Annotated in this window: 23 protein-coding genes; 14 read left to right on the top strand and 9 right to left on the bottom strand. The window is 66.7% G+C overall.

Translation table 11 applies throughout. From position 1 onward, the window contains the following. Positions 1-12 precede the first annotated feature (12 nt). From HEQ22_RS05530 to rsmA, 4 genes are all read left to right on the top strand, one after another. Complete coding sequence (locus tag HEQ22_RS05530; RefSeq protein WP_432770198.1) at positions 13-2,337, top strand: LPS-assembly protein LptD; 2,325 nt, start codon at positions 13-15, stop codon at positions 2,335-2,337. A gap of 414 nt (positions 2,338-2,751) precedes the next feature. Then, positions 2,752-4,092 carry a peptidylprolyl isomerase gene (locus HEQ22_RS05525; protein WP_432770197.1) on the top strand — a complete coding sequence of 447 codons (1,341 nt, stop codon included), beginning with the start codon at positions 2,752-2,754 and terminating at the stop codon, positions 4,090-4,092. A gap of 40 nt (positions 4,093-4,132) precedes the next feature. Beyond that, positions 4,133-5,116 (top strand): 4-hydroxythreonine-4-phosphate dehydrogenase PdxA, encoded by a 984-nt coding sequence (gene pdxA, locus HEQ22_RS05520; protein ID WP_432770196.1) that lies wholly within the window; start codon positions 4,133-4,135, stop codon positions 5,114-5,116. A gap of 20 nt (positions 5,117-5,136) precedes the next feature. Continuing rightward, the gene (gene rsmA, locus HEQ22_RS05515) at positions 5,137-5,952 is read left to right on the top strand and encodes a 16S rRNA (adenine(1518)-N(6)/adenine(1519)-N(6))-dimethyltransferase RsmA (protein WP_432770818.1); all 816 of its coding nucleotides are present in this window, start codon (positions 5,137-5,139) and stop codon (positions 5,950-5,952) included. A gap of 13 nt (positions 5,953-5,965) precedes the next feature. Here the strand turns inward: rsmA and HEQ22_RS05510 are convergent, their stop codons facing one another. Together HEQ22_RS05510 and HEQ22_RS05505 are read right to left on the bottom strand one after the other, a co-directional pair. Further along, positions 5,966-6,691, bottom strand: a complete 726-nt coding sequence (locus HEQ22_RS05510) for a glutathione binding-like protein (RefSeq protein ID WP_432770195.1) — start codon at positions 6,689-6,691, stop codon at positions 5,966-5,968. Position 6,692: 1 nt separating this feature from the next. Beyond that, entirely contained in the window at positions 6,693-7,199 is a 507-nt protein-coding gene (locus HEQ22_RS05505) for a DUF3237 domain-containing protein (RefSeq protein WP_432770194.1), read from the bottom strand. Positions 7,200-7,331: 132 nt separating this feature from the next. Here HEQ22_RS05505 and HEQ22_RS05500 point away from each other — a divergent pair, with 132 nt between their 5' ends. The 3 genes from HEQ22_RS05500 to HEQ22_RS05490 are packed head-to-tail and all read left to right on the top strand — an operon-like array spanning position 7,332 to position 10,778. Beyond that, complete coding sequence (locus tag HEQ22_RS05500) at positions 7,332-9,569, top strand: TonB-dependent receptor (protein WP_432770193.1); 2,238 nt, start codon at positions 7,332-7,334, stop codon at positions 9,567-9,569. Between the two features lie 4 nt (positions 9,570-9,573). Continuing rightward, positions 9,574-10,071, top strand: coding sequence for a nuclear transport factor 2 family protein (locus tag HEQ22_RS05495; RefSeq protein ID WP_432770192.1), 498 nt, complete (start codon positions 9,574-9,576; stop codon positions 10,069-10,071). Continuing rightward, positions 10,068-10,778, top strand: a complete 711-nt coding sequence (locus tag HEQ22_RS05490) for a glutathione binding-like protein (protein ID WP_432770191.1) — start codon at positions 10,068-10,070, stop codon at positions 10,776-10,778. The genes HEQ22_RS05495 and HEQ22_RS05490 overlap by 4 nt, the downstream gene beginning before the upstream one ends. Positions 10,779-10,809: 31 nt before the next feature. On the opposite strand, the gene HEQ22_RS05485 is transcribed toward HEQ22_RS05490, so the two are convergent. Continuing rightward, the gene (locus HEQ22_RS05485; RefSeq protein WP_432770190.1) at positions 10,810-11,577 is read right to left on the bottom strand and encodes an SDR family NAD(P)-dependent oxidoreductase; all 768 of its coding nucleotides are present in this window, start codon (positions 11,575-11,577) and stop codon (positions 10,810-10,812) included. A 108-nt stretch (positions 11,578-11,685) separates the two neighbouring features. Here HEQ22_RS05485 and HEQ22_RS05480 point away from each other — a divergent pair, with 108 nt between their 5' ends. From HEQ22_RS05480 to HEQ22_RS05455, 6 genes are read left to right on the top strand one after another with little or no spacing between them, the layout of a single operon-like run. After that, positions 11,686-12,981, top strand: coding sequence for a spinster family MFS transporter (locus HEQ22_RS05480; protein WP_432770189.1), 1,296 nt, complete (start codon positions 11,686-11,688; stop codon positions 12,979-12,981). Continuing rightward, positions 12,978-13,865, top strand: coding sequence for an SDR family NAD(P)-dependent oxidoreductase (locus tag HEQ22_RS05475; RefSeq protein WP_432770188.1), 888 nt, complete (start codon positions 12,978-12,980; stop codon positions 13,863-13,865). Before HEQ22_RS05480 ends, HEQ22_RS05475 begins: the two co-directional genes overlap by 4 nt. Before the next feature lie 10 nt (positions 13,866-13,875). Then, positions 13,876-14,271, top strand: coding sequence for a nuclear transport factor 2 family protein (locus HEQ22_RS05470; RefSeq protein ID WP_432770187.1), 396 nt, complete (start codon positions 13,876-13,878; stop codon positions 14,269-14,271). Positions 14,272-14,281: 10 nt separating this feature from the next. Further along, a complete protein-coding gene (locus HEQ22_RS05465) occupies positions 14,282-14,926 on the top strand; it encodes a carboxymuconolactone decarboxylase family protein (RefSeq protein WP_432770186.1) in 645 nt (214 codons plus the stop codon). Between the two features lie 59 nt (positions 14,927-14,985). Continuing rightward, positions 14,986-15,609 (top strand): glutathione S-transferase family protein, encoded by a 624-nt coding sequence (locus HEQ22_RS05460; protein ID WP_432770185.1) that lies wholly within the window; start codon positions 14,986-14,988, stop codon positions 15,607-15,609. Positions 15,610-15,621: 12 nt separating this feature from the next. Further along, the gene (locus HEQ22_RS05455) at positions 15,622-16,215 is read left to right on the top strand and encodes a VOC family protein (RefSeq protein WP_432770184.1); all 594 of its coding nucleotides are present in this window, start codon (positions 15,622-15,624) and stop codon (positions 16,213-16,215) included. A 266-nt stretch (positions 16,216-16,481) separates the two neighbouring features. On the opposite strand, the gene HEQ22_RS05450 is transcribed toward HEQ22_RS05455, so the two are convergent. After that, positions 16,482-18,047 carry a long-chain-fatty-acid--CoA ligase gene (locus HEQ22_RS05450; RefSeq protein WP_432770183.1) on the bottom strand — a complete coding sequence of 522 codons (1,566 nt, stop codon included), beginning with the start codon at positions 18,045-18,047 and terminating at the stop codon, positions 16,482-16,484. Between the two features lie 86 nt (positions 18,048-18,133). On the opposite strand from HEQ22_RS05450, the gene HEQ22_RS05445 reads away from it, so the two are divergent. After that, positions 18,134-19,186, top strand: coding sequence for a 5-methyltetrahydropteroyltriglutamate--homocysteine methyltransferase (locus HEQ22_RS05445; RefSeq protein ID WP_432770182.1), 1,053 nt, complete (start codon positions 18,134-18,136; stop codon positions 19,184-19,186). A 134-nt stretch (positions 19,187-19,320) separates the two neighbouring features. Here the strand turns inward: HEQ22_RS05445 and HEQ22_RS05440 are convergent, their stop codons facing one another. The 5 genes from HEQ22_RS05440 to HEQ22_RS05420 form a co-directional block, all read right to left on the bottom strand. Beyond that, a complete protein-coding gene (locus HEQ22_RS05440; RefSeq protein ID WP_432770181.1) occupies positions 19,321-20,016 on the bottom strand; it encodes an alpha/beta fold hydrolase in 696 nt (231 codons plus the stop codon). Between the two features lie 127 nt (positions 20,017-20,143). Further along, the gene (locus HEQ22_RS05435; protein WP_432770180.1) at positions 20,144-21,064 is read right to left on the bottom strand and encodes an NAD(P)-dependent oxidoreductase; all 921 of its coding nucleotides are present in this window, start codon (positions 21,062-21,064) and stop codon (positions 20,144-20,146) included. Further along, the gene (gene eno / locus HEQ22_RS05430) at positions 21,061-22,359 is read right to left on the bottom strand and encodes a phosphopyruvate hydratase (protein ID WP_432770179.1); all 1,299 of its coding nucleotides are present in this window, start codon (positions 22,357-22,359) and stop codon (positions 21,061-21,063) included. The genes HEQ22_RS05435 and eno overlap by 4 nt, the downstream gene beginning before the upstream one ends. A 1-nt stretch (position 22,360) precedes the next feature. Beyond that, positions 22,361-23,335 carry an aminoglycoside phosphotransferase family protein gene (locus HEQ22_RS05425; RefSeq protein ID WP_432770178.1) on the bottom strand — a complete coding sequence of 325 codons (975 nt, stop codon included), beginning with the start codon at positions 23,333-23,335 and terminating at the stop codon, positions 22,361-22,363. After that, positions 23,336-24,463: an alpha/beta hydrolase gene (locus HEQ22_RS05420; RefSeq protein WP_432770177.1), complete on the bottom strand. Its 1,128-nt coding sequence runs from the start codon at positions 24,461-24,463 to the stop codon at positions 23,336-23,338. Positions 24,464-24,471: the final 8 nt, after the last annotated feature.

Below are 24,471 nucleotides of genomic sequence, written 5' to 3'. Positions count from 1 at the left end.
CAAAGTGATTAAATGAGGCTGGCTTTGTTCCGAGTCGAGGCAAGCGCGCGCTCGTGGTGGCTGGCGACCGCCAGCGTGTTGGCGTTCGCCGCAACCCCCGCGGTCGCGCAGGATGCGGCCGACCCGCCGCCCGTCGAACAGGCGCCCGAAGCGCCCGATCTCAGCACCCGTCCCGATCTCCAGACCCCCGACGTCCAGCCCGACGCCGCCGACGCGCCCGACGTCGCGGCCGAGAATCAGGTCGGCTTTGCCGCCGACAACCTCAATTACGACAGCGACAGCGAAACCGTGGTCGCCGAGGGCAATGTCGCGATGAACCGCGACACCATCTCGATGCGCGCCGACAAGGTGACGTGGAACCGCCAGACCGGGCAGGTTTTTGCCGAGGGCAATGTCGCGATCACCAATCCCGAGGGCGACGTCGCCTATGGCGACCGCATCGAACTCACCGATTCGCTGCGCGACGGGGTGGTTCAGAACATGCTGGTCGTGCTCGACAATGGGTCGCGGCTGGCGGCGGTCAGCGGCACGCGGTTCGAAAACGGCAATATCGAACTCGACAACGCCGCCTACACCCCCTGCCCGGTCGAAGATGACGAGGGCTGCCCGAAAAATCCGAGCTGGCAGGTGCGTGCGGTCAAGGTCCTGTACGACAAGGCGAAGAACAAGGTGCGCTACAAAGGCGCGCGCATCGAACTGTTCGGCCTGCCGCTGATCCCGCTGCCGGGGCTCAGCCATCCGCTCAACAACGAACCGAGCAGCGGCATATTGGTGCCCGAAGTGCGGCTCGACCGCTCCAACGGGTTCGAGATCGCGGTGCCCTATTATCTGCGCATCGCGCCCGATCGCGACATCACGATCACCCCGCACATCTACACCGACGCCGCGCCGATGGTGGAGGGCGAGTTTCGCGCGCTGACCGACATCGGATCGTTCCGGATCAACGGTTATGCGACGCACAGTTCGCTGGTGCCGCTGACTAGCGACCCCGACGCCGACAGCCGCAAGCGCTTTCGCGGTTATCTGGAAAGCGCCGGCAAGTTCCAGTTTTCGCCGCGCTGGAGCCTGACCTATTCGGGCCGCATCGCGACCGACCGCACTTTCATGCGCCGCTATGACATCAGCCGCGACGACCGGCTGCGATCGACCTTCGAGCTCGAGCGCATCGGCAACCAGAGCTATTTGTCGATCGCCGGCTGGGCGACGCAGACGCTGCGCCGCAACGACGAACAGGGGCAGCAGCCGATCGCCCTGCCCGTCATCGATTATCGCCAGCGGCTCACCGACCCGCTGTTCGGCGGCCAGTTCGAATTCCAGCTCAACACGCTGGCCATCGCGCGCACCGCGGGTCAGGACACCCAGCGCGCCTTTGCCGGCGCGCGGTGGGACCTGCGGCGGCTGACCCCGCTGGGACAGGAAATCACGCTGACCGCGCTGGTCCGCGGCGACGTGTATCATAGCGACGAGAATCTGCTGACCGCGATCCCCGGCTATCAGGGCAAATCGGGTTGGCAGGCGCGCGGCATCGCGGCGGTCGCCGCCGACATGCGCTGGCCCTTCGTCGGCGAATTCCTGGGCGGAACGCAGACGCTGACCCCGCGCATCCAGTTCGTCGCGACCCCGCCGATCAAGAACATCGACATCCCGAACGAGGATTCGCGCGCCTTCGACCTCGAAGACAGCAACTTGTTCGCGATCAACCGCTTTTCGGGCCACGACCGGTTCGAGGATGGCGCGCGCGTGACCTATGGCGTCGAATGGAATTTCAGCCGCCCCGGCTTCAGCATCAACAGCATCGTCGGGCAGAGCTATCGCCTGTCGGACAAGCCGAGTCTGTTTCCCGACGGCACCGGGCTGACCGACCGGACGTCGGACGTCGTCGGGCGGACGACGATCGCGTATAGGGATTTCCTGCGCTTCACCCACCGCTACCGGCTCGACAAGGACAATCTGGCGATCCGCCGCAACGAACTCGACGCGACGATCGGCAGCCAGTCGACCTATGCCGTGCTCGGCTATTCGCGGCTCAACCGCGACATATTGCTGCTCGGCGAGGATTTGCAGGACCGCGAGGAAGCGCGCGTCGGCGGCCGCGTCGCGGTCGCGAGCAACTGGTCGATCTTCGGATCGGCGATCGTCGACCTGACCGACCAGCAGGACGACCCGCTGAGCGTCGCCGACGGTTTCGACCCGATCCGCCACAGATTGGGCGTCGCCTATGACGACGACTGCCTGTCGATCGCGCTGACCTGGCGCCGCGACTATATCGACACCGGCGACGCGCGCCGCGGCAACAGCTTCTCGTTCCGCATCGCCTTCCGCAACCTGGGGTTCTGAGGGGCGGTGGATCGCGGATTTGGTCTGCGGTCACGAACAGTTCAGCGGGTTTCGGACGTAACGACCGGTTGCCGCCCAAAGCGATCCTCCCCGGCACGGGGAGGGGGACCAGCGAAGCTGGTGGAGGGGTACGCGGTGTCGAGCGCAGCGTATGCCCTCCTGTACCCCTCCACCACCCTGCGGGTGGTCCCCCTCCCCGTTCCGGGGAGGATCGGCACCGTCCGCCCCCTAACCGAAATCCGGCCTCGCGCTGGGCGCCGCTGCCATGCTCCCCGCACGCCGCCCGCTCAGCTTGCGTTCAGCGTTGGCACGCTATCCGGACCTTCGTTATGTTGTGCGAGGGCGCGATTGCGCTGGACCATCGGGCGTTTCGGCTGATACGGAGCGGGCCGGAACCTTCATTATAGGGTAGCAATGACCAAAATTTCGACCATGATCGGCCTGATCGCCGTTGCGGCCGCCGGCATCACGCCGGTGGTAGCGCAGACCGTTGCCGACGACGCGGTGCCGACGACCAGCCTGAACATTCCGGGCAACGTCCAGCTTTACGGCGACGCATCGCCCAACGTCTATCGTCCCTCGGCGACGGTGAACGGCGAGATCATCACCGCGACCGACATCGAGCAGCGCATGGCGCTGATTCGCGTCGCCAACAACAATGTCGAGCTGCCGCCCGAAGAAATCCAGCGCCTGCGCCAGCAGGTGTTCAGCAATCTGATCGACGAGAAGTTGCAGATTCAGGAAGCGCGCGCCGCCGACATCACGATCGACGAAAATCTGGTCAACGAGCAGTTCGCGCGCCTGGCGACCCGCTACAAGCAGACCCCCGAGCAGTTCGCCGCCTATCTGGCAGCGCGCGGTTCGTCGTCGGCGGCGGTGAAGCAGCAGATCCGCGGCGAATATGCCTGGGACCGCCTGCTCGCGCGCAACATTCAGGCGACGACCAACGTGTCGACCGACGAGGTCGAATCGGTCGTCCAGCGGATGAACGACGCCAAGGGGCAGGACGAGTTCCAACTCGGCGAAATCTATCTGTCGGCAACCCCGGAAAATGCCGCGTCGGTGGTCGAGAACGCGCGCAAGATCATCCAGTCGTTGCAGGCTGGCGGCAGCTTTGCCGCCTATGCGCGCCAATTTTCCGAAGCGTCGACCGCGGTCGTCGGCGGCGACCTCGGCTGGGTGAAGGCGGCGCAATTGCCGCCGTCGATGGCCGAAGCGGCGACGCAGATGCAGCCCGGCCAGCTGGTCGGGCCGATCGAGGTGCCGGGCGGCGTTTCGATCATGCTGATGATCGACCGGCGCCAGGTGCTGACCGCCGATCCCCGCGACGCGGTGCTCAGCCTCAAGCAGATTTCGCTCGAATTCCCCGCCGGCACGACGCAGGCGCGCGCCGGCGAACTCGCCGGTCAGTTTGCCGACGCAACGCGGACGGTCGCCGGGTGCGGCGGCGCCGATCAGGTCGCGGCCAGCCTGGGCGCGACGGTGGTGTCGCGCGACAATATCGAAATGCGCGCGCTGCCCGCACCGCTGCAGGCGACGCTGGCGACGCTGCAGGTCGGCCAGACGACCCAGCCGTTCGGTGCCGCGAACGAAGGGATCAGCGTCCTCGTACTGTGTGGCCGCGACATGCCGCAGACGGTCGCCGCGCCGAACCTCGAGCAGATCGAGGCGCGGTTGCTGGAGGAAAAGGTCAACAAGCGTGCCCAGCGTTATCTGCGCGACCTGCGCCGGGATGCCGTGATCGAATATAGCTGATATGTCCGGTTCCAGTCTTCGACAACCGATCGCGGTCACCATGGGTGACCCGGCCGGTGTCGGACCCGAAGCTGCGGCCCGCGCCTGGGCCGTCCGCCGCGAGCATGGGCTCGCCCCCTTCGTTGCGATCGGCGACGCCGCCGCCGTCGCCGCGGTCTGGGACGGCCCGGTCGCGCGGGTCGGCGACATGGACGAAGCGGCGCGCGTCTTCTACACCGCCCTGCCCGTCTGGCATCTGGAAGACAGCGGCCCGCTCCATCCCGGCGCGCCGACCGCGGCGGGCGCGACCTGCGCGCTCCACGCGCTCGAAACCGGGATCGGGCTGACGCGCAACCAGGCGAGCGCGGCGCTGGTGACCGGCCCGGTGTCGAAATATGCACTGCACGGCATCGGCTATACCCACCCCGGACAGACCGAATTCATCGCCGAGCGCTGCGGCGTCACCGCGGCCAATGCGGTGATGATGCTCGCCGCGCCGGGTCTGCGCGTCGTGCCGCTGACCGTCCACATCCCGCTGTCGGAGGTCGCCGAACGGCTGACCAGCGAGCTGATCGTCGGCAAGGCGCGCGTCGTCGCGCGCGCGCTGCGCCGCGATTTCGGCATCGCCGAACCGCAGCTCGCGATCGCCGGGCTGAACCCGCATGCGGGCGAAAGCGGACAGCTCGGCCGCGAGGAGGCCGAGGTCATCCAGCCCGCGATCGACCAGTTGCAGAGCGAGGGCATTGCGATCGACGGCCCGCTGGCGTCGGACAGCCTGTTCGCGCCGCACGTCCGCGCGCGCTACGACGCGCTGCTCTGTTGCTATCACGACCAGGCGCTGGCGCCGTTCAAGGCGCTGCATTTCCACGACGGGGTCAATCTGACGCTGGGGCTGCCGATCATCCGCACCTCGCCCGACCATGGCACCGCGTTCAACATCGCCGGTCGCGGCACGGTCGATCCCGGCCCGACGGTCGCCGCGATCGCGCTCGCCGCGCAGCTTGCGACGAGCCGCGAGCGGCGCTGCGCCACCACCGCCGCGTGACGAAAGCGCCGGCGCACGCCCTGCCGCCGCTGCGCGAAACGGTGCGCGCGCACGGACTGCAGGCGAGCAAGGCGCTGGGGCAGAATTTCCTGTTCGACGAACAATTGCTGGACCGGATCGCGGCGTTGCCGGGCGATCTGGACGGCGCGACGGTGTTCGAGGTCGGGCCGGGGCCCGGCGGGCTGACCCGCGCGCTGCTGCGCGCCGGGGCGACGGTGATCGCGGTCGAGCGCGACGACCGCTGCCTGCCGCTGCTCGCCGAGCTCGGCGACGCCTTTCCGGGCCAGCTGACGGTGATCGCCGACGATGCGATGGCGGTCGATGTCGACGCGCTGACCGGCGGCGCGCCGTACCATATCGTCGCCAACCTGCCCTATAATGTCGGCACCGCGTTGTTCACCCGCTGGCTCGAGCCGGCGACCTGGCCGCCGCGCTGGCTGTCGCTGACGCTGATGTTCCAGGCCGAGGTCGCCGAACGCATCGTCGCGCCGGTCGGCACCAACGCCTATGGCCGGCTGAGCGTGCTCGCCCAATGGCGGGCGACGGCGCGGATCGCGATGAAGGTCCACCGCTCGGCCTTTACCCCGCCGCCCAAGGTGATGTCGGCGATCGTCCATGTCGTGCCCGCCGCGCAGCCGGACGGGGTCGACCCGAAGCTGCTGTCGAAGCTGACCGAAAAGGGCTTTGGCCAGCGGCGCAAGATGCTGCGCCAGAGCCTGAAGGGCGTCGAGGGCGCGGTCGCCGCCGCCGAAGCGCTGGGCATCGACCCGACCCGCCGCGCCGAGACGGTGAGCGTCGCCGAATGGGTCGCGCTGGCGCGGGCGCTACGCGCCTAACCCGGCCGCAATCTCAATCCCCGCGCACCGCCGCGCGGTTGGCATCGCCGAACATGTTCGACCATTCGCGATCGTCCAGCTGCTGATGGCGCCCGACATATTTCGCCGGCGCCTTCAGATCCTCGCGCGCCATCGCGCGCGCGACGGCAGGGCGGGCGCCGACGCGCTCGAACCAGCGGTGCATCGCCGGCCATTCTTCAAGCCCGAGTCCGAGCACGAAGGCCGAGGCACGGCCCGGCCAGATCGCGATGTCGGCAATCGTATAATCGTCGCCCGCGACATAGGCGCTGGTTTCCAGCCGCCGTTCGAGCACCGTCAGCAAGCGGGTGAGTTCGTTGGTGTAGCGCGCTGCGGCATAGTCCTGCCCCGCGGGGGCGTAGCGCAGGAAGTGGCTCGCCTGCCCGCCCATCGGACCGAGCCCGGCGACCTGCCAGGTCAGCCACGACAGCGTCGCGGCGCGCGGCGCGCCGGCAGCGGGCAGGAACCGCCCGCTCTTTTCGGCCAGATATTGCAAGATCGCGCCCGATTCGAACACCGTCACCGGATCGCCTCCGTCGGCCGGCGCGCGGTCGACGATCGCCGGCAGCTTGTGGTTGGGATTGATCCGGCCGAATGCGGCGCTGAGCTGGTCGCCCTCGAAGATGTCGTAGGGGATGACGCGGTGTGGCGCGCCGATCTCTTCGAGCATGATCGCGATCTTCTGCCCGTTCGGGGTCGCCGAATAATGAAGGTCGATCATCTCAGCGCACCGCATAGATCTGGTGGCGGACGCCAAAGTCGGTGCGTTCGCCAATCCCGACCGCGAGCACGCCGTTCAGCCACCCGAACGTTTCGCTCGCGGTTTCGAACACCGGCGCGATTCGCAGATAATAGCGCGACGGATCGACCGGCGGCGCATCGGGGTCGGCAAATTCGGCGCGGACATCGTCGGGGATGACGCTGCGCCCGCCATAGCTGAGATAGACGAGCTCGCCGGTATCGGTCTGCCACACCGCGCGCGCGTCGAACGTGCCCACCGACGTGTCGCCGCCGAGCCGGCCGCTGCGCGACCAGTTGCCGCCGCCGGGAAGGATGATGCCGTTGATAAGCGGCCCAAAGAAGCGGCCGCCGGTGACATAGCCCAGGCGCTGGTCGCCGAACGGCGAGGCGCCGATGCCGATGATCCCGCCGGCGACTTCGAACTCGGCGGTGCACAGGAAGCGGCTGGCGAGCGCGGGCGGCGGGCCGTCGATATTATCGTGGGTCACGGTGCGAATCCTCCTGCAAAGCTATGGACAAGCTTAAAACCATTAGTATACTAAGGGTCAATCAGATTGACGGATGAAGATCGCATTGTGCGCCTTCCTACCGCCAGCATATTGATCATTGGGAGGGTGCACATGAAGACCTTTAATCCATTCCTGCTGTCGGGCGTCGCGGTTGCCGCGATGATCGGCTGCGCCGCGCCGGCGATGGCGCAGGACAGCGCGCCGGCCGACGAGTTTGCCAACGACGAAATCATCGTCACCGCGCAAAAGCGCGAACAGGGCATCCAGGACGTCCCGATCTCGATGGAAGTCGTCAGCGGCGACACGATCGAGGAAATGGGCGTCAACGATTTCGCCGACATGGCATCCTATGTTCCCAACGTCGCGGTCCAGACGACCGCGGGCAACGACGTCATCTATATCCGCGGTTTCGGCTCGCCGCCGGCCAACTTCTCGTTCGACCAGGCGGTCAGCCTGTACATCGACGGCGTCTACGCCGGGCGCAGCCGCCAGACGCAGGCACCCTTTTTCGATATCGCCCGCGTCGAAGTGCTGCGCGGCCCGCAGGGCGCATTGTTCGGCAAGAACACCGCGGCGGGCGCGATCAGCGTCGTGTCGGCGGCGCCGACCCGCGACCTCGAAGCGGCGCTGGTCGGCAGCTACGACTTCGAATATGACGGTTTCCAGGTTTCGGGCCATGTGTCGGGCCCGATTTCCGACACGCTCAGCGTCCGCCTCGCCGGACGGGTGGTCGACAACAACGGCTATATCCTGAACCGCGCCACCGGACAGAAAAACCCGCAGACCAAGCAGCAGCTCGTCCGCTTCACCGCTTTGTGGGAACCCAGCCCCGACTTCGACCTGACTGCGCGCATCGAATATGGCAACCAGGACATCAAGGGCGGCGTCACCGTCTCCGACTCCGCTACGCTCGCGCCGCGCCTGCGCCAGGACCGCTTCCTGGAAGATGCGGCGCTGGGCGAAGAGGGCATTCGCGGCGAAACGCTGATCGCGTCGGCCACCGCGAACCTGCAGCTCGGCGACTATACACTGACCTCGATCACCGGCTACAGCTGGTATGACTCGGCGATGGTCAACGGCTTCGACCAGACGCTGCCCAACCCGCCGGGCGGGGTCACGACCAACTCGACCTACAACAGCTATCCCGAGAATTTCGACCAGTTCTCGCAGGAAATCCGCCTCGCATCGCCCGCCGGGCAGCCGATCGAGTTCATCGTCGGCGCCTATTACGACACCTCCGACTATCATCTCGACCAGTTCGGCGGCTTCAACATCAACAACAGCGCGCTGACCTATTTCGGCCTGCTCCACACCTTCTTCGACCAGCAGACCGAATCCTATTCGGCGTTCGGCCAGGCGACGTGGAATGCCACCGAGGCGCTGCGCTTCATCGGCAGCCTGCGCTACACCCGTACGATGAAGGAAGCGACCTTCGACGGCGAGCGCATCTATGGCCCCTATAACCTGCGCCCGCTGACCCAGGCGCAGGGCAAGCGCAAGGAAAACAACGTCGATCCGTCGATCACCGCGCAATTCGACATCACCGACGACATCATGGTCTATGCGACCTATGGCCGCGGGTCGAAATCGGGCGGTTTCGTGTCGAACACCTATGGCACCACCGACGCGACCTTCCAGTATGAGCCCGAAAAATCGCGCAACATCGAAGGCGGCGTGCGCGCGCAGTTCGGCGCGATCACCGCGAACGTGTCGGTCTATGACACCAAGTTCAGCAATCTGCAGGTGTCGGTCTACAACCCGACGACCTCGACCTACCAGACCGGAAACGCCGCGAGCGCGGCTTCGACGGGTATCGAGGGCACCTTCACGCTGAAGCCGTCGCGCAATTTCGACGTCACCACCTCGCTCGCCTATCAGGACATCCGCTACCTCGACTATCCGGGTGCGGCGTGTCTCGCCAGCCAGCCGGTCAGTGAATGCAACCCGGCAAGCCCGGCGAGCATCGCCGCGAACAATATCGCCGGATCGCCGCTGCCCTATGTCTCCGACTTTTCGGGCAGCATCCAGGCACACAGCTGGGTGCCGATCTCGTCGGCGCTCGAACTCGACGTGACCGGCGTGGTCTCGTTCCGCTCGGGCTATTTCAACTCGGATACGCAGGACCCGGTCTTCGGGCGCCAGAGCGGCTATGCCAAGGTCGACCTGCGCGTCCAGCTCGGCGATCCCGACGACCGCTGGCACCTGGCCTTCGTCGGCCGCAACCTGACCAACAAGCTGACCGCGGGCAGCGTGTTCCGCCTGCCCTTCCCGATCACCAACACGACGCGATCGATCCACTATCTGGAACCCGCGCGCAGCCTGGCGATCGAGGCCGGGGTGAAGTTCTAGGCCGATGTCCCGGCAAGCGACCGCCGTCGACGCTTTCCTGGACCGGGAAGCGGCGGCGGCGGTCGTGCGCTGCTATGCGGGCGCGCTCGACGCGCACAACTGGGCGGCGTTTCGCGCGCTGTTCACCTACACAATCGTGATCGACTATGGCGCGATCGGCTCGCTGACCGGCCCGATTGCCGCCGACGAATGGACCGACCGCTGCCGGGCGCTGGAGGGTTTCGATGCCACCGCGCACCGGCTGTCGAATATCGCCGTGACAATCGATGACGACCGGGCGACGGTGACGAGCATCGTCGATGCGGCGCATTTCGTCGCCGTCGATGGCGCGACGCGGATGGGCGACCTGATCGGCCGCTATACCCACCATCTGGTCCGCGCCGACGGCTGGAAGATTGCCGGGGTAACGCTGGCCGTCGTCGGCTATCCCGCCGGCAAGGCGGCGTTCGACGACGCCTTTGCCGCGGCGCGGGCGATATTTGCGAAAAGGAACAGCCGATGATCGACGTCTATTTCACCCCGACGCCGAACGGCCACAAAGTGTCGATCATGCTCGAGGAAGTCGGGCTGGCGCATCGCCTGCTCGCGATGAACATGCTCGCGGGCGACCATCTCACCCCCGAATATCGCCGCATCAACCCGAACGGCCGCCTGCCCGCCATCGTCGATCACGACCCCGCCGGCGGCGGCGCGCCGCTGGCGGTGTTCGAAAGTGGGGCGATCCTGCTCTATCTGGCCGAGAAGTCGGGGCGGTTGCTCCCCAGCGACCCACGGCGGCGCAGCCAGGCGCAGCAATGGTTGATGTGGCAGATGGCGAGTTTCGGCCCGATGCAGGGCCAGGCGCATCATTTCATCCGCTATGCGCCCGAAGGACAGACCTATCCCATCGAACGCTATCGCAACGAAACGCTGCGGTTGCTCCACGTGCTGAACGGCCGCCTCACCGAGGCCGATTATCTCGCGGGCGAATATTCGATCGCCGACATCGCGTGCTGGCCGTGGACGCGCGCGATCCGGGCGATCGGCTTGACGCTCGATGATTACCCCGCCGTTGTCGACTGGTTCGCGCGGATCGGCGAGCGGCCCGCGGTGATCGCGGGCACCGACGTCAAAAATGCCGCCAACCTGTCGAGCGCGCGCCCGGTGTTGACCGAGGAACAATGGTCGAATTTGTTCGGGAAGAATATGCTGGAAGCGCCGAAGGGGTAGTTATTTCTCCCCTCCCGCTTGCAGGAGGGGATTAAACGGTATCCGCATGCCCCCACTGATATTCGACCTTGCCGTCCAGCCGCCGCACCGCGACCCAGTCGCCGCCGGCGAGGCTGTCGTCCTCGATCAGCTTCACCACCCCGCCCGCGATATCCTCGGGCGCGCACGCCTCATTGTTCGCGAGCACCTGTTCCATCCACTCCGACTTGCCGCCCGCCCCCGTGGTGTCGAGGATCGGGGTCGCGACGAGTCCGGGCAGCATTCCCGCGACGCGAACGTTGCACTGGTCCTTCAGCGGCGCGCAGCAGCGCGTGAACATCATCACCGCCGCCTTGGTCGTCGCATACATCGCGTCGTAGAAGCCGGTGCCGAGCGCGACGGTCGAGACGGTGTTGACGATCACCCCGCCGCCGCGCGCGCGCATCGCCTGCACCGCGATCTGCGTCGCCGCGACCAGCGAGGTAATATTGACGTCGATAATCCACTGGATGCGCGCGGCATCGACGTCGGGGAATTGCGGCAGGCCCGACACGACGCCGGCATTGTTGTGGAGGATGTCGACGTCGCCATGGGCGCGGAACCAGGCCTCGGTGGCAGGAATATCCGACAAATCGAGCCGGTGGACGGTCGCCCGCGCGCCCCCCGCTTCAACCAGCCGCGCGGTCTCTGCCAGCCCCGCCGCGTTGACATCGACCAGCGCGATCTCCGCCGCGCCGCGCGCCGCCAGCATCGTCGCGGTCGCACGGCCGATGCCGCTCGCTGCGCCGGTGACGATCGCTTGCTTGCCGTTGATATCCATCCGTTTCTCTCCCACCATGCTTGTCGCTACCGTAAAGCACGTTGACAGATAAACTTAAATACCTAAGTATTTTTCGAGCGAGAAGACTCGCGCATCCCGGGGAGAGTTATGACCGAGGCCACTGCCGTCCACGCCGGCGCACCGGCGCCCGAAAGCGGGCTTGCGCTGCGCCGCAACCTCGCGCTGGCGATGCTGTTCGTGGTCGGCACGATCAACTTCGTCGACCGCCAGCTATTGTCGGTGCTCGTCGAACCGATCCGCGCCGAAATGGATTTCAGCGACACCCAGTTCGGTCTGCTCACCGGCCTTGCCTTCGCGCTTTTCTACGCGGCGATGGGGGTTCCCGTCGCGATGATCGCCGACCGCTGGAACCGCATCAAGCTGATCGGCATCGCCTGCGTCGTGTGGAGCGGCTTCACCGCAGCCTGCGGGCTGGCGTCGAATTTCTGGCAGCTCGCGCTGATGCGCTTTGGCGTCGGCGCTGGCGAGGCGGGCGGCACCGCGCCGTCGCTGTCGGTGATCGCCGACCTGTACCCGCCGGCACAGCGCCCGCTGGCGATCGGGCTGTTCACCTGCAACGGCCCGTTCGGCGTCTTCGTCGGCGCGACCTTCGGGGCGTGGGCGGCGGCGCACATCGGCTGGCGCAACGCCTTTCTGGTCATCGGCCTCGTCGGTATCCTCGTCGCGCCGCTGCTGATCTGGCTGGTGCGCGAACCGGCGCGCGGTCAGATGGACCTGCACAAACCCGCCGACGAAGTGGTCCCGTTCGGCCAGAGCCTGGCGATGTTCATCCGCCGTCCGTCGCTGCGCATGGTGATGATCGGCAGCGGGCTGGCCGCCTTCGTCAGCTATGGCATGCTCAACTGGATCCCCGCCTTTCTGATGCGGACCCAAAAGATGCCGCTGGAGGCGATGGCGACCTGGTTCGGCCCCGCCGCGGGCATCACCTTCGGCATCGGCATCCTCGGCGGCGGCTGGCTGGTCAGTCACCGCGCCAAAACCTCGGCGCGCGCCTATGGCACCATCCCGGCGCTCGCCACCGCGGTGCTGATCCCGACCTTCATCGCCGCGCTGCTCGTCGACAGCTGGCAATTGTCGCTGGCGCTGATGCTCGTCCCGATGGCCGCGTGCACCGCCTATGTCGCCCCGGCGCTCGCGCTCGTCCAGAACCTGACCCCGCCGCGCAGCCGCGCCACCGCCGCCGCCGTGCTGATGCTGATGTTCAACATCGTCGGGCTCGGGCTCGGGCCGTTGTTCGCGGGCATCGTCAGCGACGCGCTCAAGCCCGGCTATGGCGACGATAGTCTCCGCTGGGCGCTGATGGCGCTGATGCCCTTCGCCGCCGCCGCGGGGATCGCGCAATATGCGATGACGCGCCACCTGGAAAAGGACTTCGCCGAATGACCGACGTCGCCGGCAAGACCGCCTTCATCACCGGGGGCGCCAGCGGGCTGGGCTTTGCCACGGCCACAGCGTTGGCGTCGAAAGGCACCCGCACAATCCTCGCCGACATCGACGCCGATCGGGTCGAGGATGCCGCCGCCCGATTGCGCGGCAGCGGCGGCGACGCGATCGGTATCCAGCTCGACGTCACAAGCGAAGCGAGCTGGGCAGCGGCAGGCGAAAAGGCGCACGCTTTCGGCGATGTGCGCATATTGTTCAGCAATGCCGGCGTCGGTGGCGGCTCGGGTCCCTTCGAGCAGTATGACACCGACGTCTGGCGCTGGAACTATGCGGTCAACGCCCACGCGCATCTTTACGCCTGCCGCACCTTCCTCGCCGACATGAAGGCGTCGGGCGAGCCCAGCCATCTCGTCATCACATCGTCGATGGTGGCGATCGTGCCGCCGCCGATTTCGGTCGCCTATATCAGCTCGAAATATGCGACGCTGGGCATCGCGATGGCGCTGCGCAACGAACTCGCCGGAAGCTGCGTCGACATTTCGGTGCTGATGCCGGGCATGACCGCGACGCGGATCGTCGAGACGACGCGCGACCTGCGCCCGGCCCAAGTTGAGGCCGGCCAGGCCGCCACGACCAGCCAGGCGATGCAGGGCGTGCTGGCGGGCGGGATGGCGCCCGACAAGGTCGGCGCGCGCGTCGTGCAGGCGATCGAGGCGGGCGACTACTGGATTTTCACCCATCCCGAATGGAAAGCGATGGCCGAGCTGGTGACGCAGGATATGCTGGCGGCCTTCGGTCCTTCGGCCGATCCGGCCTATCGCGGCGACGACATCGACGGGCTGATCGCGGCCAACGGCGGCCGCATGTTCGGCGCAAAAGTTTAAGGAGAGCATCATGGCAGAGCAGGACGACATCGGCGCAATGGCGCAGCGCTTCTTCGACGCGATCGAAGCGGGCGATATCGAGACGATGCGCGAAAGCTTCGCCCCCGATGCCGCGATCTGGCACAACACCGACGAGCTGATCGTCACGCGCGACCAGACCGCACAGACGCTGGCCGGCATGGTGGCGCGGATCAAGGACCGCGAATATGCCGACCGCCGGCTGACCGTCTTTCCCGGCGGCTTCGTCCAGCAGCATGTCCTGAAGGGCAAGCGCACCCATGACGATGTCGAGGTCCGCCTGCCCTGCGCGATCATCTGCACGGTCGCGGAGGGCAAGATCACCCGCCTCGACGAATATTTCGATTCGGCGCACGTCGCGAATTTCCGCAAATATGCGAACGCCTGAGGAGTAGAATATGCCCGTATTGCGCCAGGTTCCCCGCGCCGAGGTCACCGACGAAACGGTGCTTGCCTATTATGACCGCCTGTTCGGCGAGCGCGACCCGGTCGCCGAACCCGGCACCGCGACCGGCACGCCGGGCGACTGGTGGACGGTGTTCGCGCTGTCGCCTGACATCTTCGAACATGCGGTCAAGGGCTTTGCGGTCTATCGCAACCCGGCGCGGACGATCGACCCGGTGCTGCGCGAGCTTGGCCAGACCCGCGCCGGCTGGGTCAAGGGCAGCCAGTTCGTTTTCTCGCAGCATTGCAAGTCGCTGCGCGGGCTGGGGGTCAGCGAAGAGAAGATCGCGGCCATCGCCTATTGGACCGTCGCCGATTGTTATGACGAGCAGGAGCGCGCCGTGCTCGCCTATGCCGACTGCCTGAGCCAAGCCGGGGGGCGGGTGCCGCTCGAGGTCTTCGACAAGCTCAAGACCTTCTGGAACGACGAGCAGATTTTCGAATTCACCTACATCACCTGCCTGTACGACATGCACGCGGTGATCACCCGCGCGCTGCGCATGGAATATGACGCGCGCGAGGACCCGATCGTCGAAGTTGCAGCCCCCGAAGGCTTCAGCGCCGCCGACTTCCTCAGCGCGCCGCAGCGCAAGGAATAACCGTCAATCTAATTGACGAATGCGCCAAAGCAGAGTATATCGGTCGGGAGAGGATGGGCATGAAATATTATACCAGCATCGGCCCCAACCCGCGCGTCGTGACGATGTTCATGGCCGAAAAGGGCATCGAACTGCCGACGGTCACGGTCGATCTGCGCGGCGGCGAAAATCGCCGTGCACCCTATAATGTCGCGGTCAATCCTGCGGGCCAGACCCCGGCGCTCGAACTCGACGACGGGTCGGTGCTGACCGAAATCACCGCGATCTGCGAATATCTCGACGAGCGCTATCCCGAACCGACGCTGATCGGCACGACCGCCGAAGAGCGCGCCGCGACGCGGATGTGGGTCCGGCGCATCGACCTCAAGATATGCGAGCCGCTGACCAACGGTTTCCGCTTTGCCGAAGGGCTGCCGCTGTTCGAACCCCGAATGCGCTGTCTGCCCGAAGCGGCGGCGGGGCTGAAGGCGTGCGCGGAGGACGGCATCGCATGGCTCGATCCGCTGATCGCGGGGCGCGACTTCATCGCCGGCGACCGGCTGACGCTCGCCGACCTGATGCTGTTCGCCTTCCTCGATTTCGGGGCGTCGGTGGGACAGCCGATCGACCCCCGCTTTACGAATATCCTCCGGTGGTTCGACGCCATCAACGCCCGGCCGAGTGCCGGCGCCAGCAAATATTGAAGGAGACGGATCATGGCTGTGACAAACAAGGAATTCGAATTTTGCGGCGTCAATCATCTGGCGCTGGTGTGCAAGGACATGGCGCGGACGGTGGAATTCTATCGCGACATCCTGGGCATGCCGCTGACCAAGACGATCGACCTGCCCGGCGGCCGCGGCCAGCATTTCTTCTTCGACATCGGCAACGGCGATGCCCTCGCCTTCTTCTGGTTTCCGGGCGCTCCCGAGGCTGTTCCCGGCGTGTCGGCGCCCGAGGCGCTGCCGACCAAGGGCAATTTCATGTCGGCGCACGGATCGATGAACCATATCGCGATCAACGTGCCCGCCGAACGCTTCGATGAATATTACGACCGGCTGGTCGAAAAGGGCGTCGAGGTCACCAAGAAGCTCAACCACGACGACAGCCCCGCCCAGTCGTCCGACGATCTGCACGAGGGGGTGTTCGTGCGCTCGGTCTATTTCTTCGACCCCGACGGCGTCTGCCTGGAATTTGCCGCGTGGACCAAGGTGTTCGACGACAGCGACGTCGCCCACGACCCGGTCCGCGCCGACGGCACCAAGGCCGACGGCATGATCACCCGCCGGACGCCGGTTCCGGCCGAATAACCACTTTCCCAGTCAACTCCTCCTGGCCCGGCGCGCAAACGCCGGGCTTTTTTTGCGGGACTGGCGGGTGGTGAGTGTTGGTGGACATAAAGCCCTCTCCCCTTGGGAGAGGGTTGGGTGAGGGTGTATGATGTTAGCTTTCGCAGGCTAGGGTGATCCCCTCACCCAACTTCGGCTAGGTTGCTGCGCAACCAAGCCTGCGTATCCCTCTCCCGACGGGCGAGGGCGAACGTCAGTTCCCCACCCCAAAACCAGACCTGCGCGGCTCACCCCACCGCGCGATCGCGCCCTTCCCAATAGGGCGCGCGCAGTTCGCGGCGCAGCACTTTGCCCGACGGGTTGCGCGGCAGCGCGTCGATGAACTCTATGCTTTTCGGCGCCTTATAGGCGGCGATCCGCTCGCGCGCCCAGGCGATGACGGCGGCGGGGTCGGGCGCGCCGCCGGCGGCAGGCACGATCAGCGCCTTGACGCTCTCGCCCCATCTGTCGTCGGGGACGCCGATCACCGCGACGTCGGCGACGCCGGGGCACCCCATGATCGCGCTCTCGACCTCGGCGGGATAGACATTCTCGCCGCCCGACACGATCATGTCCTTGATCCGGTCGTGGACGTAATAAAAGCCGTCGGCATCGCGATAGCCGACGTCGCCGGTGTGGAGCCAGCCGCCCGCCAGCGTCTCCTCGGTCGCGGCGGCGCGGTTCCAATATTCCTTCATCACGATACCGCCGCGGATCGCGATCTCGCCGATTTCGCCGTCGCCGAGTTCTTCGCCCGCGCCGTCCAGAATCGCCATGTCGGCGCCCGGCCAGGGCTTGCCGCACGAGGTCAGCTTGCCCGGGATGTCGTGCGCTTGCGGCGACAGATACGATCCGCCGCCGGCGGACTCGGTCATCCCGTAAAATTGCACGAAGTCGCAGCCGAAGGTGGTCCGCGCCCGGCGCAGCACATCTTCGGCGATCGGCGACGCGCCATAGGCGATCGACTTCAGCGCCGGGTAGGGCGCCGATGCCGCGTCGGGCTGGAGCAGCATCATCTGGATCATCGCGGGGGCGAGGAAGGCGTGCGCGACATCGTCCTCGCGCATCATCCGCACCGCATCGGCGGCAGTAAAATCCTTGATCAGGACCAGACGTCCGCCCTGCGCCAGGCCGGAGAAGCTGACGTTCGTGCCGGCGACATGGAACAGCGGCATGACGATCATCACCGTCTCGTCCTCGCCATAGGCAAAGCCGTCCACCTGCGTCGCGGCCTCGAGGAAGGTGCGGTAATTGCGGTTGGTCAGCACGACGCCCTTGGGCAGCCCGGTGGTGCCGCTGGTGTAAAGTTGCAGCACATCGTCGGCGAGCTGCGGCCGATCGGCGGGGGGCGTGTCCGCGGCGTCGCCCAGCCACGCCTCGAACGGCTCGAACGCCGGATGTTCGCCATAGAGCGCGACGAGCCGTGGCGGCGCCGCGAGCCCGGCCACCGCGGCGAGCGCGCAGTCAAAGAAATCCTCGCCGACGAACAGCAGCTTCGGCCCCGCATCGCCAAGGATGAAACCGATCTCGGCGGGCGCGAGGCGGCAGTTGATCGGCGCGAAACAGGCCCGCGCGCGGGCGGTGCCGAAAAACAGCGGATACCAGCTGTCGTGGTTCTTGGTCAGTGCCGACACGCGCTCGCCGGGCGCGACGCCAGCGGCGATCAGCGCGCGCGCGACCCGGTTCGACCGCGCGTCGAGCGCGGCAAAGCTCGTCTCGCGCGCGCCGAACTTCACCGCGACCGCCTCGCCGCGCACCCGCGCCTGCGCCGCCGGTATGTCGGCGAGCGTCTGGATGGCGTCCAGATCGATCATGTCCCTCTCCCTCGGTCCTGTTTTGCTTGAATTAGATAGAATACTAAGTAATTACAGGCCAGCCCAAAAAATCGAGAGGACAGGCCTTGTTCGACCACCCCATCTTGCCGACAACCATCGTCGGAAGCTACCCCCAGCCCGACTGGCTGATCGACCGTGAAAAACTGAAAACCAGCCTGCCCCCGCGCGTGCGGGCCGAGACGCTGTGGCGCATTCCCGAACCCTGGCTGGGCGACGCCCAGGAGGCCGCGACGCTGATGGCGATCCGCGATCAGGAAGAGGTCGGCATCGACATCGTCGGCGACGGCGAGATGCGCCGCGAAAGCTATTCGAACCGCTTGGCGACGGCCTTGTCGGGGATCGACCGCGAGCGGCACGGCACCGCGATCGACCGCACCGGCAACGCCAATCCGGTGCCGCTCGTCTCCGGCCCGATCCGCCGCGTCGCGCCGATCGAGGCGCAGGACGCCGCCTTCCTGCGCCGCCATTCGAGCAAGCCGGTGAAGCTCACCCTGCCCGGCCCCTTCACGATGACGCAGCAGGCCGAGAATGGCTGGTATCCTGACGCCAAATCGCTCGCGATGGATTATGCCGATGCGGTGAACGCCGAGGTCAAGGATCTGTTCGCTGCCGGGGTCGACGTCGTCCAGCTCGACGAACCCTATTTGCAGGCACGCGCCGACGAAGCCGAATATTATGCGATCGAGGCGATCAACCGCGCGCTCGACGGCGTCGACGGGACGACCGCGCTCCACATTTGCTTCGGCTATGCGATGGTCCACCACGGCGCGGGCGCGACGGGACCGAAGCCCAAAGCCTATGATTTCCTTGCCGAACTCGAAGCGTCGGCAATCGACGTGATTTCGATCGAGGCGGCGCAGCCGGGGCTCGACCCCGCGATCCTCGCCGAATTGCCGACGAAGACGATCATGTACGGCGTGCTCGACCTGTCGATCCCCGACGTCGAGACCCCCGAGGTCGTCGCCGGCCGCATCCGCGAGGCGCTACGCTATATCGACGCCGAACGGCTGTGGATCGCCCCCGACTGCGGAATGAAATATCACAGCCGCGCCCACAGCCAGGCGAAGCTGAAGGCGATGGTCGACGGCGCCGCGATGGTTAGGGCGGAGTTGAAATAGCGATCTCCCTTCCCTGAAAGGGAGGGGTGCGAGACTTGCGAGCTTGCTCGTTAGTCGCAGCGGGGTGGGTATGCGGCCAACAAGAACGTCTGCGGCCACCCACCCCTAACCCCTCCCTGAAGAAGGGAGGGGAATCAGGCGTCGATAAAATCCGTCAGCAACGGCAGCACCACCTCGGGCGCCTCCACGGTCGGCAAATGCCCGGCCCCCGCGATCACCTCAAGCCTTGCGCCGGGGATCGCGTCCAGAATCTCCTCATGATGCGCGCGGCTGGTGATGCCGTCCTGCTCGCCCCAGATCAGCAAAGTCGGAACCGCGATCTCGCCCAGCCGCGGCCGGCTGTCGATGCGCGCCATGATCGCGCGCTGCTGCGCGAGGAAGGTCTCGGCGCCGGTGTCCGCCGCCATTCGCCGTGCGATGCCGAGCAGCCGTTCGTCGCCGCGCTGGTGTTCGGGAAACAGGATCGGGATGCGCTCCTCGACCACCTCGTCGAACTGGCCGCTTGTCACCAGGTCGATATAGCCCTGCCGCCGCGCGGTTTGCGCCGGACCGTCGGCCGAGGCGAGGGTCGAGATCAGCGCGAGCCTCGCGACGCGCTCGGGCGCGCGGCGCATCACCTCGAACGCGACGAATCCGCCCATTGCATGCGCGACCAGCGCGAATTTCGGTGGGGCGTTGTCGAGCAGGCGCTGCGCAAACCCCTCGATCGTATCGTCGCTGCGGTTATCGGCGACGATCACCTCGCGGTCGGGCCAGGCTTCGAGCAACGGCTGCCACACGGCATCGGTCAGCAGCTGTCCGGTGATGAGGACGATGGGGAGGGTCGACATAAAAGCGCTTTCGTTTCAATCACTCCGTTCGCCCTGAGCTTGTCGAAGGGACGTTCTTCCTTTCGGCGGCAGTCGAGGAAGAACGGTGCTTCGACAAGCTCAGCACGAACGGAATAGCGGGTGGCGGCTAAACGACGCGATGCAGCAACGCCTCACCCGCCACCAGCCGGCGGCAATTTTCCTGCGCGACCGTCAGGCTGCGCACGAGCGTTTCTGGAGTCAGCCAAGCGATATGCGGCGCGAGCACCACGCCCGGCAGGCCGAGCAACGGATTGCCGCGCGGCAGCGGCTCTTCGGCGAACACATCGAGCCCGGCGCCGCGCAAGTGTCCCGACGTCAACGCCTCGACCAGCCGCGCCTCGTCGACCAGTTCGCCGCGCGCGGTGTTCACCAGCACCGCGCCCTGCTTCATCGCCAGCGGATCGATGCTCGCGCGCGTCTCGTCGGTCAGCGGGATGTGCAGCGACACGATGTCGCTCTCCGCCACCAGCCGATCCAGCGGCCAAAATTCATAGGGCACGTCGCGCGGGCTGCGCGCGGTATAAACGACCTTCGCGCCCAGCGCCGCAAGCACCGGCGCGAGCAACTGCGCCGAATTGCCGAAGCCCACGAGCCCGACGGTGCGCCCGCCGATTTCGCCGACGCGGTCGAGTTCGGACGGGTCGGCGGTCCACCCCTCGCCCGCCCGCGTCCGCGCGTCGAAGAAACAGGTGCGGCGCAGCACCGCCATCATCAGCGACAGCGCCATCTCCGCGACCGCCTGGCTGTTGGTGCCGGGCATGTTGCACACCGCGACCCCAGACCCGCGCGCCGCGTCGAGCGCGATCGTGTTCACCCCGACCCCGAGTTTCTGGATCAGCTTCAATCTCGGCGTCGAGCCGATGAACTCGGGGGTGACCGGCGTCAGCACATGGAGCAGCGCGGTGATGTCGGGCGCGACGGCATCGAGCGGTTCGGCCTCGTCGACATGGGTCACGACGCCAGCGCCGAAGATCGCATCGACCGCCTCGCGAAAACCGGGGCTCGGGCGCGCGTGGAGGACGATCATGCGGCGACCCGTCCGATCGCCCCGGCAAAGGCCGAAAAGCCCGCAAAATCGGCATCGCCGCCCATCGCTTCCTCGATCCGCAGCATCTCGTTCCACTTCGCCATGCGTTCCGACCGCGTGAAGCTGCCGACTTTCAGCTGCCCGGCATTCCAGCCGGTCGCGAGATGCGCGATGGTGACATCCTCGCTCTCGCCCGAGCGCGCCGAGACGATCGCGCCCCACCCGTGCGCCACCGCGGCGTCGAGCGCCGCCTTCGCCTCGGTCACCGTTCCGACCTGATTGACCTTGATCAGCGCGGCGTTGCACACCGCAGCGTCGCTGGCGCGTGCAACCCGGTCGGCGCTGGTGACCAGCACATCGTCGCCGATGATCTGCACCCGGTCGCCGATCGCCGCAGTCACCGCCGCCATCGTCGCCCAGTCGTCCTGCCCCGCCGGATCCTCGACCGACAGGACCGGATAGGCGCGCGTCCATTCGATAATCCGCGCCGCCATTTCCTCACCCGACAGGCGCCGGTCGTCGAGCGCGAGGCTGTACCCGTCGGCATCGCCGAGTTCGTTCGCCGCGATGTCGAGCGAGATGAACACATCCTCGCCGGCGCGGTGCCCGCTCGCCTCGATCGCACGCGTCAGCGTATCCAGCGCATCCTCGTTCGACGCGAAATTGGGCCACCAACCGCCCTCGTCGGCTACCCCGGACAGCGGGCCTTTGGCCTCCATCAGCTTACCCGCGGCGCGGTAGACATCGTCGGTGATTTCGAGCGCGCGGCGAAAGCTGCCCGCCGTCGGGCACATGATCATGAAATCCTGCACATCGGTGCGCCGCCCGGCGTGCGCGCCGCCGCCGAAGATCTGGATTTCGGGCAGCGGGATGCGCACCGTCGCGTCGCCCGCAAGATAGCGCCACAGCGGCAGCCGCGCATCGGCGGCGGCGACGTGGAGCACCGCCATCGACACCGCGACGATGGCGTTCGCTCCCAGTCGCGCCTTGTTCGGGGTGCCGTCGAGCGCGCACAATGCGGCGTCGACCGCGGCCTGGTCCTGCGCGTCCATGCCCGCGATAGCCCCCGCAATCTCGGCGCCGATCCCTGCTACCGCGCCGTTCACACCATACCCGCCGAACGCCGAACCGCCGTCGCGCAGGTCGATCGCTTCATGCGCCCCGCGCGAAGCGCCCGCGGGGGCGACGGCGCGGCCGATGGCGCCCGAGGCGAGCTTCACTTCGGCCTCGACCGTGGGGCGGCCGCGCGAATCCCAGAGCTGGCGACCGGTGACCGAAACGATGGGCGATGGCATGTTAAGTCCTTTTCCAGTGGGCAACGAGCGTGTCGATCGGCTGCGGCGCGCCGATGAGCGCCCGCGCCTGATCGCGCACGATATTCTTGTGATCGGGGTCGGTCAGGTAGGGCGCGGGCGACTTGCCCTCGACCCGCGCGAGCAGCAGCGCGGCGGTGAGCTGGCCGGCGCGGAGCAGCAGATCATCGGCACCCTCCCAGTCGATGCCGGCACGATAGGCGGCGACGAGCGCAGCGGCGGCGTCGCCCAGCCGCGCTTCGCCCGACCACACCGCTTTCAGCAACAGGTGCGTGGTGCAAAAGGCAAGGTCGAACGCCGGGTCGCCATAGACCGCGCATTCGGCGTCGAGGAACACCGGGCCGCCCGTGCTGACGAGGATATTCTTGGGGCTGACGTCGCCATGGACCAGCGCGATCTTGCGCGATGTAAGGTCGTCCGCGAGCGCGGTCAGCGCGGGCGCCAATGCTGCATCATGCTGCGCAACATACAGCAGGAAGGGATCGACGCGCAGCGCGCGGAACATCGCGTCGTTGGGGAAGGCGGCGCGGTCGGTTTCGTTATGCGCCGTGGCGGCGTGAATCGCCGCGATCCCCTGCCCCACCTGTGCAGCAAACGCGGCATCGACCCGGCCCGCCATCAGCTCGTCCTTCCACACCGGGCAGCCGGGCAGGAAGCGCATCGCAAAGCTATAGTCCGCAAGTTCGGCGAGCACTTCGGGCGCGAGGCGCGGATCGACCCCGCGCGCGCGGCGCAGCCAGCGCACCTCGCTGATCCCGCGCTCGACGGGGGCGAGCCATTCGGCGGCGACGCGCAGTTGCGGCAACGGACGCTTGACGACGATCGGCCCCGACGGCGTCGCGACCTTCCACACGTCGCACGACACGCCGCCGGTCAAGGGCTCGAGCACGACCTCGCCGTCATCGATCAGGCCGGCGCCGCGCAATCCTTCGATGATGTCGGCGTCGGCCGCTGCCACTTACAATTTCTCCCGAATCCAGCCGCCCACAAGATCCGCCGCATTCCGCCGTTCTTCAACCGAATCCTCGAAATAATGCGCGCCGGGGATCAGTTCGATCTGTTTGTCGGTCGAGCCGAGGAAGTCGAAAATCTTGCGCGCGTCGCTCGGAAAGACGCCGGTATCGGCCATTCCCTGCACGACCAGCGCCGGCGTGTCGTGTTTCGCCAGATGCGGCTGCCCCTGGCACGGCGAGGTTTCGAGGCTCCACATGTTGAGCCAGGTCTTCAGCGTGTTGGCGCGGCCGATGCTCGGCGTCCGGTTGGCGACCGCGGGGTCGCCGCGATAGCACCAGTTCGGCTTGCGATCCGACGGATCGATCGTCGGATCGACGCAGCGAATATCGCCCCAGCAGCGGAACATCGGAAAGATGCGGTCGGGAATGCCCGCATCGTTCAGCCGCTTGAGTTCGGCCTTCGCCCAGTCGGTGATCCGCTGGTTGCGCGCGCGCTGCGCGGCGCGATATTTGGCGATGAAGGCGTCCGAATAAGGCGGACCATTGTAGGGGTTGAACGGGTCGAGCGCCGGGTCGGTCGCGACCGGATCATGTTCGTCGACCACCGACGCGTCCATCCAGTCGGTCAGCACCTCGGGCCGCCCCTGATGCGCGTTGAAGCTGATATACAGGTCGCCCTTGATCAGCTCGGCCAGCGCGTCCTGCCCCACGGGCGGCAGCCGGTCGGTGAGCGTCGGCGCGATCGCTTCGGCCTGATAGGCGCCCATCAGCGAGCCGCCGCCCGAATTGCCGAGGATGACGATCTGCTCGACCCCGGCCTCTTCCTTCAGCCACTTCATGCCGACGCCGATATCGAGCACCGCATGTTCGAGCAGGAACTGGTCCTCGACCCCGCGATAGCGCGTGTTCCAGCCGAGGAAGCCGAAGCCCTGCCGCGCGAACCACGGCGCGATATAATGTTCGGAAAAATCGACGTTATAGTGGGTCGCGATGATCGCGACCTTCGGGCGCTTGCCGCTTTCGGTCCAATAGATGCCCTGGCACGGATGCCCGCCCGCCTGAATGCGCGGCGCGGTCGGCGACACCCGCCCGATGAATTGCGCGTCCAGTCCCTCGATCCCGTTCGGGTCCATTCGTCTCT

It is taken from the genome of Sphingopyxis sp., from assembly GCF_050916055.1.
Lineage (GTDB): Bacteria > Pseudomonadota > Alphaproteobacteria > Sphingomonadales > Sphingomonadaceae > Sphingopyxis.
This window is presented reverse-complemented; position numbering and strand designations above follow the sequence as displayed.

Excerpts from the sequence above, each read along its gene's own strand:
- HEQ22_RS05475 (WP_432770188.1), top strand. The coding sequence starts at position 12,978 with ATGACCGACGTCGCCGGCAAGACCGCCTTCATCACCGGGGGCGCCAGC.
- HEQ22_RS05480 (WP_432770189.1), top strand. The coding sequence starts at position 11,686 with ATGACCGAGGCCACTGCCGTCCACGCCGGCGCACCGGCGCCCGAAAGC.
- HEQ22_RS05435 (WP_432770180.1), bottom strand. The coding sequence starts at position 21,064 with ATGATCGTCCTCCACGCGCGCCCGAGCCCCGGTTTTCGCGAGGCGGTC.
- HEQ22_RS05525 (WP_432770197.1), top strand. The coding sequence starts at position 2,752 with ATGACCAAAATTTCGACCATGATCGGCCTGATCGCCGTTGCGGCCGCC.
- HEQ22_RS05465 (WP_432770186.1), top strand. The coding sequence starts at position 14,282 with ATGCCCGTATTGCGCCAGGTTCCCCGCGCCGAGGTCACCGACGAAACG.
- HEQ22_RS05485 (WP_432770190.1), bottom strand. The coding sequence starts at position 11,577 with ATGGATATCAACGGCAAGCAAGCGATCGTCACCGGCGCAGCGAGCGGC.
- pdxA (WP_432770196.1), top strand. The coding sequence starts at position 4,133 with ATGGGTGACCCGGCCGGTGTCGGACCCGAAGCTGCGGCCCGCGCCTGG.
- HEQ22_RS05510 (WP_432770195.1), bottom strand. The coding sequence starts at position 6,691 with ATGATCGACCTTCATTATTCGGCGACCCCGAACGGGCAGAAGATCGCG.
- HEQ22_RS05470 (WP_432770187.1), top strand. The coding sequence starts at position 13,876 with ATGGCAGAGCAGGACGACATCGGCGCAATGGCGCAGCGCTTCTTCGAC.
- HEQ22_RS05495 (WP_432770192.1), top strand. The coding sequence starts at position 9,574 with ATGTCCCGGCAAGCGACCGCCGTCGACGCTTTCCTGGACCGGGAAGCG.
- eno (WP_432770179.1), bottom strand. The coding sequence starts at position 22,359 with ATGCCATCGCCCATCGTTTCGGTCACCGGTCGCCAGCTCTGGGATTCG.
- HEQ22_RS05420 (WP_432770177.1), bottom strand. The coding sequence starts at position 24,463 with ATGGACCCGAACGGGATCGAGGGACTGGACGCGCAATTCATCGGGCGG.
- HEQ22_RS05450 (WP_432770183.1), bottom strand. The coding sequence starts at position 18,047 with ATGATCGATCTGGACGCCATCCAGACGCTCGCCGACATACCGGCGGCG.
- HEQ22_RS05460 (WP_432770185.1), top strand. The coding sequence starts at position 14,986 with ATGAAATATTATACCAGCATCGGCCCCAACCCGCGCGTCGTGACGATG.
- HEQ22_RS05500 (WP_432770193.1), top strand. The coding sequence starts at position 7,332 with ATGAAGACCTTTAATCCATTCCTGCTGTCGGGCGTCGCGGTTGCCGCG.
- HEQ22_RS05530 (WP_432770198.1), top strand. The coding sequence starts at position 13 with ATGAGGCTGGCTTTGTTCCGAGTCGAGGCAAGCGCGCGCTCGTGGTGG.
- HEQ22_RS05490 (WP_432770191.1), top strand. The coding sequence starts at position 10,068 with ATGATCGACGTCTATTTCACCCCGACGCCGAACGGCCACAAAGTGTCG.
- HEQ22_RS05455 (WP_432770184.1), top strand. The coding sequence starts at position 15,622 with ATGGCTGTGACAAACAAGGAATTCGAATTTTGCGGCGTCAATCATCTG.
- HEQ22_RS05440 (WP_432770181.1), bottom strand. The coding sequence starts at position 20,016 with ATGTCGACCCTCCCCATCGTCCTCATCACCGGACAGCTGCTGACCGAT.